Origin of the sequence: Streptomyces sp. NPDC000348 (assembly GCF_042898795.1) — a bacterium.
GTDB lineage: Bacteria > Actinomycetota > Actinomycetes > Streptomycetales > Streptomycetaceae > Streptomyces.
Genome location: NZ_JBIAZD010000004.1, coordinates 433,950 through 450,452 on the forward strand (window position 1 = coordinate 433,950; position 16,503 = coordinate 450,452).

15 protein-coding genes and 1 pseudogene are annotated in these 16,503 nt (G+C 73.7%); 7 read left to right on the forward strand and 9 right to left on the reverse strand.

What is annotated here, in order from left to right:
* Window positions 1-13 precede the first annotated feature (13 nt).
* From ACFY3N_RS11535 to ACFY3N_RS11565, 7 genes and pseudogenes are all read right to left on the reverse strand, one after another.
* Window positions 14-2,542 carry an ATP-dependent Clp protease ATP-binding subunit gene (locus tag ACFY3N_RS11535; RefSeq protein WP_390816472.1) on the reverse strand — a complete coding sequence of 843 codons (2,529 nt, stop codon included), beginning with the start codon at window positions 2,540-2,542 and terminating at the stop codon, window positions 14-16.
* Window positions 2,543-2,640: 98 nt separating this feature from the next.
* Complete coding sequence (locus tag ACFY3N_RS11540) at window positions 2,641-4,614, reverse strand: ABC transporter ATP-binding protein (protein ID WP_390816413.1); 1,974 nt, start codon at window positions 4,612-4,614, stop codon at window positions 2,641-2,643.
* Window positions 4,611-5,048 (reverse strand): lasso peptide biosynthesis B2 protein, encoded by a 438-nt coding sequence (locus tag ACFY3N_RS11545; protein WP_390816414.1) that lies wholly within the window; start codon window positions 5,046-5,048, stop codon window positions 4,611-4,613. The genes ACFY3N_RS11540 and ACFY3N_RS11545 overlap by 4 nt, the downstream gene beginning before the upstream one ends.
* Window positions 5,045-5,299 carry a lasso peptide biosynthesis PqqD family chaperone gene (locus tag ACFY3N_RS11550; protein ID WP_390816415.1) on the reverse strand — a complete coding sequence of 85 codons (255 nt, stop codon included), beginning with the start codon at window positions 5,297-5,299 and terminating at the stop codon, window positions 5,045-5,047. Before ACFY3N_RS11550 ends, ACFY3N_RS11545 begins: the two co-directional genes overlap by 4 nt.
* A gap of 55 nt (window positions 5,300-5,354) precedes the next feature.
* Window positions 5,355-7,208 (reverse strand): lasso peptide isopeptide bond-forming cyclase, encoded by a 1,854-nt coding sequence (locus ACFY3N_RS11555; protein ID WP_390816416.1) that lies wholly within the window; start codon window positions 7,206-7,208, stop codon window positions 5,355-5,357.
* Between the two features lie 25 nt (window positions 7,209-7,233).
* Window positions 7,234-7,344 carry a keywimysin-related RiPP gene (locus ACFY3N_RS11560; protein WP_107102704.1) on the reverse strand — a complete coding sequence of 37 codons (111 nt, stop codon included), beginning with the start codon at window positions 7,342-7,344 and terminating at the stop codon, window positions 7,234-7,236.
* A gap of 431 nt (window positions 7,345-7,775) precedes the next feature.
* A pseudogene (locus tag ACFY3N_RS11565) lies at window positions 7,776-8,003 on the reverse strand (type I methionyl aminopeptidase); the annotation flags it as partial.
* A 69-nt stretch (window positions 8,004-8,072) separates the two neighbouring features.
* On the opposite strand from ACFY3N_RS11565, the gene ACFY3N_RS11570 reads away from it, so the two are divergent.
* The 7 genes from ACFY3N_RS11570 to ACFY3N_RS11600 all read left to right on the forward strand — a co-directional run bounded on the left by ACFY3N_RS11570 (window position 8,073) and on the right by ACFY3N_RS11600 (window position 14,347).
* Window positions 8,073-8,342 carry a helix-turn-helix domain-containing protein gene (locus tag ACFY3N_RS11570; RefSeq protein WP_390816417.1) on the forward strand — a complete coding sequence of 90 codons (270 nt, stop codon included), beginning with the start codon at window positions 8,073-8,075 and terminating at the stop codon, window positions 8,340-8,342.
* An 89-nt stretch (window positions 8,343-8,431) separates the two neighbouring features.
* Window positions 8,432-9,097 (forward strand): hypothetical protein, encoded by a 666-nt coding sequence (locus ACFY3N_RS11575; RefSeq protein WP_390816418.1) that lies wholly within the window; start codon window positions 8,432-8,434, stop codon window positions 9,095-9,097.
* Window positions 9,084-9,611: a hypothetical protein gene (locus tag ACFY3N_RS11580; RefSeq protein ID WP_390816419.1), complete on the forward strand. Its 528-nt coding sequence runs from the start codon at window positions 9,084-9,086 to the stop codon at window positions 9,609-9,611. Before ACFY3N_RS11575 ends, ACFY3N_RS11580 begins: the two co-directional genes overlap by 14 nt.
* 168 nt (window positions 9,612-9,779) lie before the next feature.
* A complete protein-coding gene (locus ACFY3N_RS11585) occupies window positions 9,780-10,622 on the forward strand; it encodes a nitrilase-related carbon-nitrogen hydrolase (RefSeq protein WP_390816420.1) in 843 nt (280 codons plus the stop codon).
* The gene (locus ACFY3N_RS11590) at window positions 10,619-11,905 is read left to right on the forward strand and encodes an aspartate aminotransferase family protein (protein WP_390816421.1); all 1,287 of its coding nucleotides are present in this window, start codon (window positions 10,619-10,621) and stop codon (window positions 11,903-11,905) included. The genes ACFY3N_RS11585 and ACFY3N_RS11590 overlap by 4 nt, the downstream gene beginning before the upstream one ends.
* Window positions 11,906-11,930: 25 nt before the next feature.
* Window positions 11,931-13,334: a dihydropyrimidinase gene (gene hydA / locus ACFY3N_RS11595; RefSeq protein WP_390816422.1), complete on the forward strand. Its 1,404-nt coding sequence runs from the start codon at window positions 11,931-11,933 to the stop codon at window positions 13,332-13,334.
* Window positions 13,335-13,345: 11 nt separating this feature from the next.
* Window positions 13,346-14,347 carry a TIGR03842 family LLM class F420-dependent oxidoreductase gene (locus tag ACFY3N_RS11600; RefSeq protein WP_390816423.1) on the forward strand — a complete coding sequence of 334 codons (1,002 nt, stop codon included), beginning with the start codon at window positions 13,346-13,348 and terminating at the stop codon, window positions 14,345-14,347.
* Between the two features lie 154 nt (window positions 14,348-14,501).
* Here ACFY3N_RS11600 and ACFY3N_RS11605 read toward each other — a convergent pair whose 3' ends face one another.
* Window positions 14,502-15,383 (reverse strand): CAP domain-containing protein, encoded by an 882-nt coding sequence (locus ACFY3N_RS11605; RefSeq protein WP_390816424.1) that lies wholly within the window; start codon window positions 15,381-15,383, stop codon window positions 14,502-14,504.
* 348 nt (window positions 15,384-15,731) lie between these two features.
* Window positions 15,732-16,397, reverse strand: coding sequence for a hypothetical protein (locus ACFY3N_RS11610; RefSeq protein WP_390816425.1), 666 nt, complete (start codon window positions 16,395-16,397; stop codon window positions 15,732-15,734).
* Window positions 16,398-16,503: the final 106 nt, after the last annotated feature.

Genomic DNA, 16,503 nt, shown 5'->3' on the forward strand with positions numbered 1-16,503 from the left:
GCGCCCCCGCCGCTCACAGCTCGGGTGCCGGCGTCTCCTGCGTCCGGAACGCCAGGCGCCCGTCCTCCGCGTCCACCGTCACCCGGCCGCCCTCCCGGACCCGGCCGTCCAGGAGCAGCCGCGACAGCTGGTTGTCGACCTCCCGCTGGATGGTGCGGCGCAGCGGCCGGGCGCCGTACTCCGGCTGGTACCCGCGCTCGCACAGCCAGTCGACGGCGGCGTCGGTGAAGTCGATCGAGACGTCCCGGCTCTTCAGACCGCGCCGGGTGCTCTCAAGGAGCAGGTCGGTGATCCGCCGCAGCTCCTCGGCGGTCAGCTGGCGGAACACCACGATCTCGTCGATCCGGTTGAGGAACTCGGGCCGGAAGTGCTCCCGCAGCGGCCGCAGGATCTGCTCGCGCCGCGCCTCCTCGTCCGCGTCCGCGCCGCCGGACGCGAACCCCAGGGTCGCGCCGCGCCGGGTGATCGCCTCGGAACCGAGGTTGCTGGTCATCACGATCACGGTGTTGGTGAAGTCCACCGTCCGGCCCTGCGAGTCGGTCAGCCGGCCGTCGTCGAGGACCTGGAGCAGGATGTTGAAGACGTCCGGATGCGCCTTCTCCACCTCGTCGAGCAGCAGCAGCGAGTACGGGTGCCGGCGCACCACCTCGGTCAGCTGCCCGGCCTCCTCGTGCCCCACGTACCCGGGCGGGGCGCCCACCAGCCGGCTGACCGTGTGCCGCTCCTGGTACTCGCTCATGTCGAGGCGCACCATCCGGTCCTCGCTGCCGAACAGCGCCTCGGCGAGCGCCCGCGCCAGCTCCGTCTTGCCGACGCCGGTCGGCCCGAGGAACAGGAAGCTGCCGATCGGCCGGTCGGGGCTGGCGAGCCCCGCGCGGGAGCGCAGCACCGCGTCCGAGACGACGCGCACCGCCTCCTCCTGGCCGACGACCCGCTGGTGCAGGTGCTGCTCCAGGCCCAGCAGCCGGTCCTTCTCCTCCTCGGTGAGGCGGCTGACCGGGATGCCCGTCTGCCGGGCCACCACCTCGGCGATCGCCTCGGCGTCCACCCACAGGCTCTGTCCCTCGTCGACCTCGCCGTCGCCGCCGGCGTCCGTGATCCGCTGCTTCAGCTCCACGATGCGGTCCCGCAGCTGCGTGGCCCGCTCGTACTGCTCGTCGGCGACCGCCTGGTCCTTGTCGCAGGTCAGCTGCTCGACCTCGCGCTCCAGGGCCCGTACGTCGGTGCCCTTGGTCCGGGCCCGCAGCCGCACCCGCGCGCCGGCCTGGTCGATGAGGTCGATGGCCTTGTCCGGCAGCCGGCGGTCGCTCAGGTAGCGGTCGGACAGCTCCACGGCCGCCAGTAGCGCCTCGTCGGTGTAGCGGACCTGGTGGTGGGCCTCGTACCGGTCCCGCAGACCGCGCAGGATCTCGATCGCGTCGGCGGGCGTCGGCTCGGGCACCATGATCGACTGGAAGCGGCGGGCCAGCGCCGCGTCCTTCTCGATCCGGCGGTACTCCTCCAGGGTGGTCGCGCCCACGACGTGCAGCTCGCCGCGGGCGAGGGCCGGCTTGAGGATGTTGCCGGCGTCCATCGAGCCGCCCTCGCCCCCGCCCCCGGCGCCGACGACGGTGTGCAGCTCGTCGATGAAGATGATCAGCCGGTCGGAGTGGGACCGGATCTCCTCGACGATGTTGTTCATCCGTTCCTCGAAGTCGCCCCGGTAGCGGGTGCCGGCGACCACGCCCGTCAGGTCCAGGGCGACCACGCGCCGCCCGAGGAGCACGTCGGGGACGTCGCCCTCGGTGATCCGCTGGGCCAGTCCCTCCACGACGGCGGTCTTGCCGACGCCCGCGTCACCGATCAGCACCGGGTTGTTCTTGCCGCGCCGGGAGAGCACCTCGACGGTCTGCTCGATCTCGTCGTCGCGTCCGATCACCGGGTCGATACGGCCCTCGCGGGCCAGTTCGGTGAGGTCGCGGCCGTACTTGTCGAGGGTCGGGGTGCCGGTCGCGGGGCGGGGGCGTTCGGCGCGGGCCGGCGGGGCCTCCGGCGCCTCCGGCGGGCCGGAGGGGGCGTACCGGGCCGCGTTGAGGATGTGACCGGCGGCCGAGTCGGGGTTGGCGGCGAGGGCGCTGAGCACGTGCTCGGGGCCGATGTAGCCGGCGCCGCTCGTCCGGGCCAGCTCGTGGGCGTCCAGCAGGGCCCGTTTGACGGCGGGGGTCAGGGACAGCGAGGTCGGCGGCGGGGCCTCGCCCGGGCCGTGCTGGACGGGGCCGGACCGGTCGTCGATCTGGGACGCCAGGGAGTCGGGGTCCGCGCCGGCCCGGCTGAGCAGGCTCCGGGTCGGCTCGGCGGAGAGGGCGGCGCGCAGCAGGTGCTGGGTGTCCAGGTCGCGGCTGCCGTGTTCGGCGGCGTACTGGGCGGCGCCGCGCACCAGTTCCCGGGCGGGCTGGCTGAGGAGCCGGCCGATGTCGATCTGGCGGGGGCGCGGCCCGCCGAAGAAGCGGGCGAGGAATTCTGCGAAGGGGTCACCCTCCGGGCCGACGAAACCACTCGTCATCGTCATCCGTTCCTTCGCTGGGTCGAGGTGCCCGGGCCGGGTAACCCGGCCGGGGCTCGCTCATGCCCACGATGACACGTTCCGTATCCGCGGGCATGTCAGGAGGGCGACGGAGCACGGCCCGCGGACCGGCGGTCACCCGGCCGCAGCAGCTGGCTCGCGGCCAGCTCCCGGTAGAGGGGGTGCACGGCCAGCAGCTCCTCGTGCCGCCCGCGGCCGACCGTGCGGCCCCGGTCCAGCACGACGATGTGATCGGCGTGCCGCACGGTGGACAGGCGGTGGGCGACGACCAGCAGGGCGCACTCCCGGGCCACGTCCTTCAGCACCGTGGTCAGCGCCGCCTCGTTGATCGCGTCCAGGTGGGAGGTCGGTTCGTCGAGCAGCAGCAGCGAGGGACGGGCGAGCAGGGCGCGGGCCAGCGCCACGCGTTGGCGTTCGCCGCCCGAGAGGGTGCTCCCGCGCTCGCCGACGACGGCGTCCAGACCGCCGGGCAGCCGGTCGACGACCTCCTCGAGCCGGGCCAGCTCCACCACCCGCCGGAGCTCCGTCTCCGGGGCGTCGGGCACGGCGTAGGCGATGTTCTCCCGCAGGGTGCCGTGCACGACGTGGGGGTTCTGGTCCACGACGGCGATACGGCGCCGGCAGGCGTCGCGGCCGAGTTCGACGGCCGGCCGGCCGTCGAAGAGCACGGCGCCCGCGTCCGGCTCGTAGAAGCCCGCGACCAGCGCGAAGACCGTGCTCTTCCCGGCGCCGGAGGGGCCCACCAGGGCGACCTGGCGGCGCGGGGCGACGGTGAAGGACACGTCGCGCAGCACCGGCCGGTGCGGTTCGTAGCCGAAGCGGACGCCGTCCAGGGCGAGCGCGGGCCGCTCGCCGGCGCCCGGCGTCCCGGAACGGGGCCGGACGCGGGCGGCTGCGGCCGGGACCGACGGTCCGGTCCGCTCGACGGGGAGGCGCAGCACCTCCTCGACGCGCCGCTGGGCGCCCATGCCCCGCTGGATCAGGCCCACCGCCTGGAAGACGGAGGACAGCGGCAGCACGAGGTAGGAGGCGTACAGCAGGAAGGCGACCAGGTCGCCGAGGGAGCCGTCCCGGCCGCCCGCGCGCAGGCCGCCGACGACGAGGACCACGAGGAAGGAACCCTGGACGGCGAGCTCGACGGCGGGACTCATGACGGAGGCCAGCTTCGCGGTGCGCACCCCCGCGTCGTGGGCCTCCCGCACGCGCGTTCCCACCCGGGCCGTCTCGCGCTCCTCGGCGCGGTGCACCCGGACCATGGGCAGGGCGCCGAGGGCCCGTTCCAGGTCGGCGGCGATGGCGCCGACCGCCTGCTGCATGCGCTCGGAGGCGCAGCGGATCCCCTTGAGCAGGGAGGTGACGACCCCGGCCGCGGCGGCCACGGTGAGCGCGACCAGGAGCAGCAGCAGCGGGTCGAGCCACGCCATCAGGACGACGGCCCCGACGGCGACGAGGCTTCCGGTCACCAGGTCGACCAGGGCCTGCGAGACGACTTCGCGCAGCAGGGCGGTGTCGGCGGTGACCCGGGAGACGAGGTCGCCGCAGCGGTGGCGGTCGTACTCGCGCATCTCCAGCCGGAGCAGCCGGTCCACCAGACCTAACCGGAGCTGCCGTACGACGCCCTCGCCCATGCGCTCCAGGAGGAAGCGTCCCGCCGAGCCGGTCACGGCCTCGGCGGCGAACAGCGCGCCGAGCAGGGCCAGCAGCGGCCAGACGACCTGCCCGCGGCCGCTCGCGTCCACGGCGTGCCGGGCCACGAGCGGCTGGGCCAGCCCGAGGGCGGAACCCGCGAGGGTCAGCACGGCGGCCACGGCGACGGCCCGCCGGTGCCCGGCGGTGAGGCGGTAGAGGGTACCGAGCGCCGCCCGGGTGGACCGGTCCTCGTCCGGGGCCGGCCGGGAGCCGGGGAGACCGGCCGGCTCCTCGGTGCTCCGGGCTGTGGAACCGGTGGTCGGGGCCGCGGAACCGGTGGTCCGGGCCGTGGAACCGGTGGTCCGGGCTGTGGAACCGGTGGTCGGGGTGTCGGGACGCCGGGGCGTCGGGGTGTCGGTCATCGGGACGGCGGGCGGGGGTGCGGCTCGACGGAGACCAGCCGGGCGAAGTAGCCCTCGGGCACGCCTTCGCCGACCGGGCGGCCCTCCGCCTCGATCCAGGCGTGCGCGGTGAAGGGCGGCACGACCCGGACCCCGGCGCACCAGGTCGGCCACGTTCCCCGCAGCCTGCACAGCAGGGCGGCGCCCAGGGAACGCGGCAGGCAGCCCTTCGGACCGGTGCAGCGCAGGCTCACCGCGCACAGGGCGTCCCGCGCGTCCTGGGCCCGGGCGGCCGTGGCGGGCACCGCGCCGCGCCGCAGGACACCCAGCACGGCGCGGATGCGGCGGGGCGGCAGCAGGGCGAGCACGAGGGCGGGCAGCAGGACCAGCCGGGCGGCCAGGCGCAGCCCGAGCGGTACCCCGGTGGGTCGTTCCAGCGCGCTGGGCGTGGTCATGAGGCCAGCCCCGCCTCGCGCAGGTCACCGACGAGTGCCTCGACGTCCCGCAGGGCCTGCGCCCGCTCGATGTCGAACTCGCGGACCAGCACGGCGGCCGCGTCGGCGACCTCGCCGCCGTCCATCAGCGTCCGCACCACCAGCGTGGCGGTGGGGTTCAGTTCCCAGTAGTTCCCGGCTCGTTCGTCCAGGAGGACGGTGCCGTAGTCGGTCTCGGTCGTGGAGACGTGTGCGACGAAACGCAAGGGCATGGCATCGGCCTTTCTGCACCGCGAGGGGCCTCGCGGCCCTGGAGGGCTACGGGGGTTACGGGACACGGGTGCCGCTGCGGCTGCGGGAGCGTCCGCGCAGCCACACCTCGGCGGCGATCGTCGGGTAGAGGACGGCGCCGGACAGACCGGGAGAGGCCGGCCGCCGGGCGAGGCGGCGCAGCTCGGTGCCGTCCACCAGCCCCAGCCGCTCCAGCAGGGAGTCCTCCCACAGCGCCAGCAGGTCGGCACGGTTCTCGCGCAGTCCGTCGGCGGCGTCCATGGAGGCCGTGGCCTTGTTCGTCCTGCGCAGGCACGGCTCGGGAACCACCCCGCTCATCGCGGCGGTCAGCACCGGCTTGTACCGGAAGGGCGTGACGCGCTCGGCCGGGCGCACGGCGAGGAACGCCTCGACGACCCGGTCGTCGAAGAAGGGCGAGGCCATGGGCAGGCCGGTGCGGGCCGCCGTGTGGTCCCACTGCCGGACGACGCGTGCGGTGGAGCGGATCTGCTCCAGGTCCGCGTGCATGCCCCGGTCGGGATGCAGCGGGGCCGCCGTCGCGACGGCGTCGCGCAGTGCCCGCCGCACCAGGTGTTCGGCGTCCGCGCTCACCCAGTCGAGCAGGCGGGGGGCCATGCCCCAGCCCAGTCCCGTGCCGACGGAGGACGGCGCGGCCGGTTCGCGCAGCCGGCCGGCGGTGTCGGCGAGCCACGTCCCGTACGGCCGTGTGTCGGCCAGGGCACGGACGGTGCCGCCGAGCGGCCACTGCCACAGGGCCCGGAACCCGCGCAGCTGCCGCAGCGCGTGCAGCGGCCTGGTGCGCAGCAGCCGGTGGTAGTACGCCTCGGAGCACCAGGCCACGTGGTCACCGCCGATGCCGGTCAGGTGCACGCGGCTGCCGCGCGCGGCCAGTCCCGGCAGATGGTGCAGGGCCCGGGAGCGGTCCATCACGCCGATGGTGGGTTCGTCCAGCACGTCGTCGACGCCCAGCAGATCGTCGTAGACCAGCGGCGAGGCGTCGGCGTCCCAGACCACGTGCTCGACGTCCGGGAGGTGCCCGGCGGCCTGCTCGGCCCAGTACAGGTCGGTGTCCGCCGGGTCTCGTCCCGGCCAGGTGGAGGCCACCACCCGGGCGGGGGAGCGGTCGGCGAGGAAGCAGACGGAGGTGGAGTCCAGCCCGCCGGAGAGGTCGCAGCTGACCACACCGCCCTGCCGGGTCCGCGCGTCGACGGCGTCCTGGAGCGCCGCACGGACCGGGCCGGCCGCCTCCGCCAGCGGCACGACCGGTTCGGGCGGCGTCCACCACCGCGTGTGCCGCGCGCCGCGCCCGTCCGCCGCGACCACCACCGCGTCCTGCGGGGGTACGGCGGTGACCGCGGGCCACAGGGACGTCTCGTACAGCGGATACGGGGCGGGCCACAGCAGCCGGACGGCCAGTTCCGCGGGATCGGGGTCGAGGCCGAGGGCGTCGGCGAGCACGTCGGCCCGGGTGGCGACGACCCGGGTGCCGGCGATCTCCGCGTGGAAGACCAGCCGGAGGCCGGAGGCGGTGCCCTGGACCCGGATCCTCCCGTCGAGGGCGGCCACCAGGTGGAAGCTGCCGGGGAGGGAACGGGCCAGCGCGTCGACCTCGGCGAGGTCGCGCAGCCGGGCCGCCCTGCGGCGCAGCTCGTCCGCCGCCACGGGGCAGCAGCCGATGACCGCCAGGGCCGCGTCACCGGCGTGTACGGTGACGGCCTCGTCGTCGCGCCAGTGGCCGACCAGCCAGGGCCGGCCCGAGGGATGGTTCACGGTCCGGCGGCCGGACCGGGCGAAGGAGCGGGCCGCGGCGGCCGCCTCCTCGCGGTCGGTGAAGACCGCGAAGTGCGCCTCGCCGGGGCCCGTCCCCGCACTCGCGTGCAGTGGTGTCATGACGTCGGGTCGGTGCCCTCGTCCGTCAGTTCTTGCTCAGGATCAGGCGGTCGTTGCCGGAGCGGCCCAGGAGCCCGGTCTCCTTGCGGAACGTACCGAGACGGACGAGCGTCGGAGCTTCGTATGCCTTCTTCATGACTCTCCTCGCGTGCTGATTGCTCGGCCCGCTCCCCTCGTCGACGTGCCCGTGGCTCATCGGGAGCCCAGGGCGAGGAGCGGTGCGGCACCCAGCTAGCGGCAGAACCGCCGGGCGGGGCAAGGAGATAAGACAAAGTATGACTATATGTAAATGCTTGACGATTCCGCCTGCCGGCTGGCCCGGTTCCGTCCGGTCCGGTGGGTGCGTGTCTGGACGGTTCGCTCGGACGTCTGCGCGAAGAAACGTTCTCACCCCGGCTTCGGTGGTGGATCGTCCGCCCGGCGCACCGGTCCTGAAGTGGGGGGTGGAGGGGGAGCCGCCGGGGCGCGTTCACGTCCCTCCGGCGCACACCGCGCCTCACCTTTCATGCGGGTGGGGAGGCGGTTTTTACGCGGGTGGGGAGGCGGCGGGCGCCCTCGTCCGGGCCGGCGGGCCGTCAGGACGCGCGGTCCGTTCTCGGTGATCGCCACCGTGTGTTCCGTGTGGGCCGCGCGGGAACCGTCGTTCGTACGGAGGGTCCAGCCGTCCGGGGCCGTGTGGTGGGAGTCGGTGCCGCCGCCGATGGGCATGGGCCCGATCGCCAGGACCACGCCGTGCCGCAGGGGCGTGCCCCGGCCCGGCCGGCCCTCGTTCGGCACGCCCGGGTCCTCGTGCACGGCATCGACCGATGTGTCGGTCCTCGGCTCCACCCTGCCCATTACTGTACCGGTATTAAAATGGGCGTCATGGTGCGCACCCCCTTGACCCCGGAAGAGCGTGAACGCGGCGAGCGGCTCGGCCGGCTGCTGCGCGAGGCGCGCGGCGGCCGCAGCATGACCGAGGTCGCGGCGAGCGCCGGCATCTCGGCGGAGACCCTCCGCAAGATCGAGACCGGGCGGGCCCCGACCCCCGCGTTCTTCACGGTGGCGGCGCTGGCCGGCGCGCTCGGCCTGTCGATGGACGACGTGGCGCGACGTTGCGCGCCGGCCGCGCCCGCCCCTTCGGCCGCCGCCTGAACCCCGCCGGAAAACTCTCCGTAGCGCCGTCGTAACACAACGGGTGTTACCTACGGAGCCGGGTACTCCGGACCGGGCGGGAGTTGGCTATGGCGGCGGAGCAACTTCCGGACGGCATCCGGGAGTTCACTGAATACCTGCGAGGCCTGCTGGCGCGGCTGGATCCGTCCGGCGGCTGGTGCGCGGTGTTCTGGCAACGGGACCCCGAAGGGATGCGGGCCTGCCTCGACGGGCGTGAACCACCGCCCTGGGACGCGGTGGAGGCCCTGCTCCAGGACCTCGCCGCCGCATACGGCGCCGGCGCCGCCGACGCCGAGACCCCGCACGCCCGCTCCCTGCACACGGCCGCACTGGCCGCGTACGACGCCCGGCCCGGGGCCGGGGAGGCGCTGAGCGACCGGCTCGACGTCATGCTGCGCGAGCAGAGGTACGCGGCGGAGCGCCGCGCGGAGCTGACCCGCCGGCTCGCCTCCGCCGTCACCCGCGAGCAGGCCGACGCCCTCCGCCTCGACCTCGCCTGGGTCCAGGACGACCACGAACGCGCCACGGCCCGGTGCGCGGAGATCACCGCACGCATGACCGCCCTCGACCACCGGCCCCGTCGTCCCTCCGGTGGCCGCGCCGGGCCCGTCCGCGCCCGCGTCCGCTCCCGGTCGCACCCCGCGCGGAGCGAGGTTCGCCGGGGTCGCCGACGCGGGGGCGCCCGGGGAGGGGACCCGGGCCGGGCGGCCCCTCGACGCCGTGGACCGGCGTGAGGCCGGCCGGGTCGTGGCGGCCCTCGCGCGGCTGCGGCGCGAAGGACGCGGCGGGGAGGCGCACGCGCTGCTGATCGAGACCGCGTACGGCCCGGCCGCCCGCTTCCCGCTGCTCGCGGACGAGATGCGGCGGGCCGGGCTGGAGGCCGACTGGACGACGCTGCTCTGGGAGGCCGCCGCGCTGCCCCCCGAACGGCTGGTCGCCGCCGCCGACGCGCTCACCGCGGCGGGCCGCGCGGACGACGGGGAGCAGATCCTGCGGCAGGGCGTGGTACGGCCGGCCGACGAGCTCGGGCGGGCCGTGCTCGCCCTGGACGCGGAGGCACGCCACCGCGAACTGCGGGCGCTGCTGGACGCCTGCGTCCGTATGCGCACCCCCGAGGACGCGGCCCGCACCGCCGCCCCGGACCCGCGACGGCTCGTCCCCCTGCTCCTCACCGCCGCGCAGGACGTCTCCGACGAGCGGCACTGGGACCTGCTGCACGCCCTCCGCGTCGCCGGACTCGCCGCCTGACCGGTCCCGGCGGGCACGGCCGACTCACCCACCGGAGTGCGAAACACGATCGACTCAGCGGGTTCACGACGATGGTCTTGGCAAGGCTGCCCGAGAGGCTTAGGTTCGTCCCTCTACGGCCCCTTCTACGGGCGTAGAGGCTCTGACGTCGTGTCCAAGGAGCAGCTCATGGCCAACGTCGTACGTGCCGCCCTGGTCCAGGCCACCTGGACCGGGGACACCGAGTCCATGCTGGCGAAACACGAGGAGCACGCCCGCGAGGCGGCCCGGCGGGGCGCGAAGGTCATCGGGTTCCAGGAGGTGTTCAACGCCCCCTACTTCTGCCAGGTCCAGGACCCCGAGCACTACCGCTGGGCGGAGCCGGTGCCCGACGGGCCGACCGTCCGCCGGATGCGGGAGCTGGCCCGCGAGACCGGCATGGTGATCGTCGTGCCGGTGTTCGAGATCGAGCAGTCGGGCTACTACTACAACACCGCCGCCGTGATCGACGCCGACGGCACCGTCCTCGGCAAGTACCGCAAGCACCACATCCCGCAGGTCAAGGGCTTCTGGGAGAAGTTCTACTTCCGGCCCGGCAACCTCGGCTGGCCGGTCTTCGACACCGCCGTCGGCAAGGTCGGCGTCTACATCTGCTACGACCGCCACTTCCCGGAGGGCTGGCGGCAACTCGGCATCAACGGCGCCCAGCTGGTCTACAACCCGTCCGCCACGCACCGCGGGCTGTCGTCCCACCTGTGGCGGCTGGAGCAGCCGGCGGCGGCCGTCGCGAACGAGTACTTCGTCGCCGCCATCAACCGCGTGGGCGTGGAGGAGTACGGCGACAACGACTTCTACGGCACCTCGTACTTCGTCGACCCGCGCGGGCAGTTCGTCGGCGACGTCGCCAGCGACAGCAAGGAGGAACTCGTGGTCCGCGACCTGGACTTCGGCCTCATCGAGGAGGTGCGGCAGCAGTGGGCCTTCTACCGCGACCGCCGTCCCGACGCCTACGAGGGGCTGGTGCGGCCGTGACCGGCGACCTGCTGGGCCGCCACCGCTCCGTGCTCCCGGACTGGCTCGCCCTGTACTACGAGGAGCCCATCGAGATCACCCACGGCGAGGGACGCCACGTCTGGGACTCCCACGGCAACCGCTACCTCGACTTCTTCGGCGGCATCCTCACCACCATGACCGCCCACGCCCTGCCCGAGGTCACCAAGGCCGTGAGCGAGCAGGCCGGGCGGATCGTCCACTCCTCCACCCTCTACCTCAACCGGCAGATGGTGGAACTCGCCGAGCGCATCGCCAAGTTGAGCGGCATCCCGGACGCCCGGGTCTTCTTCACCACCTCGGGCACCGAGGCCAACGACACCGCCCTGCTGCTCGCCACCGCCTACCGGCGCAGCAACACGATCCTGGCGATGCGCAACAGCTACCACGGCCGCTCCTTCAGCTCGGTCGGCATCACCGGCAACCGCGGCTGGTCCCCGACCTCGCTCTCCCCGCTCCAGACGCACTACGTCCACGGCGGCGTGCGCACCCGGGGCCCGTTCGCCGCGCTCGACGACCACGACTTCGTCGCCGCCTGCGTCGAGGACCTGAAGGACGTCCTCGGCCACACCCGCCCGCCCGCCGCGCTGATCGCCGAGCCGATCCAGGGCGTCGGCGGCTTCACCTCGCCGCCCGACGGACTGTACGCGGCCTTCCGCGAGGTGCTGCACGAGCGGGGCGTCCTGTGGATCGCCGACGAGGTGCAGACCGGCTGGGGCCGCACCGGCGAGCACTTCTGGGGCTGGCAGGCCCACGGCCGCGGCGGCCCGCCCGACATGCTGACCTTCGCCAAGGGCATCGGCAACGGCATGTCCATCGGCGGGGTCGTCGCCCGCGCCGAGATCATGAACTGCCTGGACGCCCAGAGCATCTCGACGTTCGGCGGCACCCAGATCACCATGGCGGCCGGTCTGGCCAACCTCACCTACCTGCTGGAGCACGACCTCCAGGGCAACGCCCGCCGGGTCGGCGGCCTGCTCATCGAGCGGCTGCGGGCCGCCGCCGCCCGGGTTCCCGCCGTACGCGAGGTCCGCGGGCGCGGGCTGATGATCGGCATCGAGCTGACGAAGCCCGGCACCGACGAGGCCGACCCGGCGGCCGCGTCCGCCGTCCTGGAGGCGGCCCGCGCGGGCGGTCTGCTCATCGGCAAGGGCGGCGGCCACAACACCAGCGTCCTGCGCATCGCCCCGCCGCTGTCCCTCAACGTCGCGGAGGCCGAGGAGGGCGCCGAGATCCTCGAGCGCGCCCTGCGGAGCGCGTCGTAGCACCGTCTCGCAGAGAGGGAGCACCATGAGCAGCCGTACCGTCGTCCGCGGCGGCCTCGTCATCACCGCCTCCGACGAGATCCACGCCGACGTCCTGATCGAGGACGGCCGCGTCGCCGCCCTCGCGGCCTCCGGCACCCCGGCCGCCGACGCCTTCACCGCCGACCGGACCATCGACGCCACCGGCAAGTACGTCATTCCGGGCGGGGTCGACGCCCACACCCACATGGAGCTGCCGTTCGGCGGCACCTCCGCCTCCGACACCTTCGAGACCGGCACCAGGGCCGCCGCCTGGGGCGGCACGACCACCGTCGTCGACTTCGCCGTGCAGAGCGTCGGCCGGTCCCTGCGCCAGGGCCTGGACGCCTGGCACGCCAAGGCGGAGGGCGCCTGCGCCATCGACTACGGCTTCCACATGATCGTCTCGGACGTCAACGCCGGGACGCTGAAGGAGATGGACCTCCTCGTGGAGGAGGGAGTCACCTCGTTCAAGCAGTTCATGGCCTATCCGGGTGTCTTCTACTCCGACGACGGCCAGATCCTGCGCGCCATGCAGCGCTCCGCCGGGAACGGCGGGCTGATCATGATGCACGCCGAGAACGGCATCGCCATCGACGTGCTCGTCGAGCAGGCCCTCGCCCGCGGCGAGACCGACCCCCGCTTCCACGGCGAGGTCCGCAAGACCCTGCTGGAGGCCGAGGCCACCCACCGCGCCATCCGGCTCGCCCAGGTCGCGGGCGCCCCGCTGTACGTCGTGCACGTCTCCGCGACGGAGGCGGTCGCCGAGCTGGCGCGGGCCCGCGACGAGGGTCTGAACGTCTTCGGCGAGACCTGCCCGCAGTACCTGTTCCTCTCCACCGACAACCTCGCCGAGCCCGGCTTCGAGGGAGCCAAGTACGTGTGCAGCACGCCGCTGAGGCCGAAGGAGCACCAGGCCGCGCTGTGGCGGGGCCTGCGCACCAACGACCTCCAGGTGGTCTCCACCGACCACTGCCCGTTCTGCTTCACGGGCCAGAAGGAACTCGGCCGCGGGGACTTCTCCAGGATCCCCAACGGTCTCCCCGGGGTGGAGAACCGTATGGACCTGCTCCACCAGGCCGTCCTCGACGGACACATCTCCCGCCGCCGCTGGATCGAGATCGCCTGCGCCACCCCGGCCCGGATGTTCGGCCTCTACCCGAAGAAGGGCACCATCGCGCCCGGCGCCGACGCCGACGTCGTCGTCTACGACCCGCACGCCGAGCAGGTCCTCTCCGCCGCCACCCACCACATGAACGTCGACTACTCGGCCTACGAGGGCAAGCGGGTCACCGGCCGCGTCGAGACCGTCCTCTCGCGCGGCGAACCCGTCATCACCGACCGGGAGTACACCGGACGCGCCGGACACGGCGTCTACACCCCGCGGTCCACCTGTCAGTACCTCACCTAGGAGCGCCGCGCATGGACTTCGGACTCGTCCTGCAGACCGACCCGCCGGCCGCACGGGTCGTCGGCCTGATGAAGCGCGCCGAACAGGCCGGCTTCACCCACGGCTGGACCTTCGACTCCGCCGTGCTGTGGCAGGAACCCTTCGTGATCTACAGCCGGATCCTGGCCGCCACCACGACCCTGAGGGTCGGTCCGATGGTCACCAACCCGGGCACCCGCACCTGGGAGGTCACCGCCTCCACCTTCGCCACCCTCAACGACATGTTCGGCAACCGCACCGTCTGCGGCATCGGCCGCGGCGACTCCGCGATGCGCGTCGCCGGACGCAGGCCGGGCACGCTGGCCCGCCTCGGCGAGGCGATCGACGCGATCCGCGACCTCGCCGAGGGCCGCGAGGCGGAGGTCGACGGGCAGCCGCTGCGGATCCCGTGGGTGAGGGACGGGAAGCTGCCCGTCTGGATGGCCGCCTACGGGCCCAAGGCGCTCGCCCTCGCAGGGCGGAAGGCCGACGGCTTCATCCTCCAGCTCGCCGACCCGTATCTGACCGAGTGGATGGTGAAGGCCGTACGCGCCGCGGCCGCGGAGGCGGGACGCGACCCCGCGTCCGTCACCGTCTGCGTCGCCGCCCCGGCGTACGTCGGCGACGACCTGGCGCACGCCCGCGAGCAGTGCCGCTGGTTCGGCGGCATGGTCGGCAACCACGTCGCCGACCTGGTCGCCCGCTACGGCGAGCACTCCGATCTGGTCCCCGAGGCGCTGACGTCCTACATCAAGGAACGGCACGGCTACGACTACAGCCACCACGGACGGGCCGGCAACCCGTCCGCGGACTTCGTCCCCGACGAGATCGTCGACCGGTTCTGCCTGCTCGGCCCGCCCGAGGCGCACATCGGGAAGCTGCGGACGCTGCGGGAACTGGGCGTGGACCAGTTCGCCGTGTACGACATGCACGACGCGCAGGAGACGACGATCGACGCGTACGGCGCGGAGATCATCCCGGCGCTCCACCGGTGACCCCCGCCGAAGGGGGGGACCCGTCCCCGAGGACGGGCCGCTCCCCTTCGGCGGGGCCCCTCGCGGACCACGGCCGGACGGTGGGTCCCGCGGCGTCGCCCGCCGTGTACGTCGCACCGGCGGCGGGGCGGCGGCGCGCGTGGGCGTACGGCTCCTACCGGGCCGTGCCGAAGTCCTGGGTCCAGTAGGAGCCGGGCTGCGCGAGGCCGACACCGATCTCCTCGAACCCGCAGTTGAGGATGTTCTCCCGGTGGCCGGGACTGTTCATCCAGCCGGTCATCACCTGCGCGGGGGTGGAGTAGCCGTAGGCGACGTTCTCGCCGTAGGTGCTCCAGCCGTAGCCGGCGCGGGTGATGCGGTCGCCGGGCGAGGAGCCGTCCGACCCGGTGTGCGACATGGTGCCGCTCGCGGCCATGTCCTCGCTGTGGTCCTGCGCGGCCTTGGTCAGGGTGGTGTTCACCTTCACCGGGGAGCAACCGGCCTTGGCGCGCTCGGCGTTGACGAGCTTCACGACCTCGGCGACGGCTCCGGAGGCACTGGCGCCGCCCGTCGCGACCGGGTCCGGCGCGGTGGCGGTGGGCTGCGGAGCGGGCGCGGTGGGCCCGGGGGCCGTGGTCGTGGTGGGCTTCGGGGCCGCGGTCGTGGGCTGCGCAGTGGCCGTGGTGGCCGTGGTGGCCTTGGTGGCCGCGGTCGCGGGCCGGGAGGTGGCTGCCGCGGGGGCCTTCGTGCCCGGCTTGTGCGACGGCTTCGCGCTGCTCCGCTTCGACGCGCCGGGCTTCGAGGCGCTCGCGGTGGCGGTCGGCGTGTCCGACGGCAGGGCCGTGGACCCACCGTGCTGCTCGCCGCTCCACCGGCCGTACCGGTCGGGGCCGTCCCACCCGTTCCCGGCGCCGGCCACGGTCTCCCGGCTCTGCGGCCCTCCGTCGCCCGGCCAGTCCGTACAGGCCAGGGCGACCGAGGGTATGCCTATGACCCCTACGGCGACCGCCGCGACGACCGTCCGCCGGTACCGCTTCTGATGACGATGCTTTCCCATGCGTGACCTCACCCCTGATGTCCGGAGGCTGGTCATTCTTGGGACGCCCCGGCACAGGGCGCAAAGGGCTCTCCTACTACCGCGCTTCGTAGGTTTGCAGGGGGCTTGCGGCGGGCGGGAGAGCGTGCCGACCGGTCCGCGGCGGGCCCTCCGAGGCGCCTGCCGTTCCGTCAGAAAGCCCCGTGCGGCGAAGAGGCGGTGGCCGTCGGCCTTCCCCCCCGGGCGTCCCCCGCCCCGCCCTCTTCCGCATTCGCGGCAAGACGGACAAGTCCCCTATGTCGTCCGGACGGTTTCTACTAAGCGGCCCGCGCAGATCGCCGGGGGCGTGTGAAAGATGTCACGGAACCATCAATTTCGGTTCTTCTCCAGGGCCGCCACCGCCTCTTTCGCGGCCTTGATGGCACCCTTGTTGATCTCCTCCGTGCCCGGCGCCTTCTTCGACTCGAAGTCGCTGCCGTTGTACGTCACGATCACCAGCGCGTTGGAGGCGCGGGCGATCACCACGCCCTCGCGCGTCTGCTGCTTGTCCTCGGTGGTGAGGTTCACGACGGAGTAGCCGGCGTCCCCGAGCCCGGGGACCGCGCCCCCGCCGCTCCTGTCCTCCAGCCGCCCCCGGTACGACCGCTCCGCCGCCTCGTCCGACTCCAGCACCTCGAAGGAGACGTCGAGCCAGCGGTACTCGTAGCCCTTGAGCGCGTTCCAGGAACAGGTGCGGCGCAGATCGGAGTCCGTGGACGGTATCTCCTTGCCGGCCGTCCCGGCGCCCGGGACAAGGGACTTGACGGTCTTCTCGACAACGCTGTCGCACGGTGCCGGCGCGGCGGCGTACGTCTTCACCGCCTGCGTCCGCGAAGGGGCCGAAGCGGACTGGGTCTTCGTCTTCCCGGTCGGTCTGTCCGCGGCTTCCTGCGGCGTGTCCGTCGGGCCGGAGGACAGCGCCCAGCCGGCCGCGGCGAGGACGACGACCGGGGACAGGCGCGCGGTCAGGGCGACCGGCAGGGGAAAGGAACGCACGGCGCACTCTTCGTGGGGGACGGTGCGGAGGGAGTCCGCACAGCGGACGGGACGCCAGTGTCACACGCATCGTTGTGGCGCGGAAGGGCCAACTCGCTCCGTAGGC

Excerpts from the sequence above, each read along its gene's own strand:
- ACFY3N_RS11535 (WP_390816472.1), bottom strand. The coding sequence starts at position 2,542 with ATGACGAGTGGTTTCGTCGGCCCGGAGGGTGACCCCTTCGCAGAATTC.
- ACFY3N_RS11540 (WP_390816413.1), bottom strand. The coding sequence starts at position 4,614 with ATGACCGACACCCCGACGCCCCGGCGTCCCGACACCCCGACCACCGGT.
- ACFY3N_RS11545 (WP_390816414.1), bottom strand. The coding sequence starts at position 5,048 with ATGACCACGCCCAGCGCGCTGGAACGACCCACCGGGGTACCGCTCGGG.
- ACFY3N_RS11550 (WP_390816415.1), bottom strand. The coding sequence starts at position 5,299 with ATGCCCTTGCGTTTCGTCGCACACGTCTCCACGACCGAGACCGACTAC.
- ACFY3N_RS11555 (WP_390816416.1), bottom strand. The coding sequence starts at position 7,208 with ATGACACCACTGCACGCGAGTGCGGGGACGGGCCCCGGCGAGGCGCAC.
- ACFY3N_RS11560 (WP_107102704.1), bottom strand. The coding sequence starts at position 7,344 with ATGAAGAAGGCATACGAAGCTCCGACGCTCGTCCGTCTCGGTACGTTC.
- ACFY3N_RS11570 (WP_390816417.1), top strand. The coding sequence starts at position 8,073 with ATGGTGCGCACCCCCTTGACCCCGGAAGAGCGTGAACGCGGCGAGCGG.
- ACFY3N_RS11575 (WP_390816418.1), top strand. The coding sequence starts at position 8,432 with ATGGCGGCGGAGCAACTTCCGGACGGCATCCGGGAGTTCACTGAATAC.
- ACFY3N_RS11585 (WP_390816420.1), top strand. The coding sequence starts at position 9,780 with ATGGCCAACGTCGTACGTGCCGCCCTGGTCCAGGCCACCTGGACCGGG.
- hydA (WP_390816422.1), top strand. The coding sequence starts at position 11,931 with ATGAGCAGCCGTACCGTCGTCCGCGGCGGCCTCGTCATCACCGCCTCC.
- ACFY3N_RS11600 (WP_390816423.1), top strand. The coding sequence starts at position 13,346 with ATGGACTTCGGACTCGTCCTGCAGACCGACCCGCCGGCCGCACGGGTC.
- ACFY3N_RS11605 (WP_390816424.1), bottom strand. The coding sequence starts at position 15,383 with ATGGGAAAGCATCGTCATCAGAAGCGGTACCGGCGGACGGTCGTCGCG.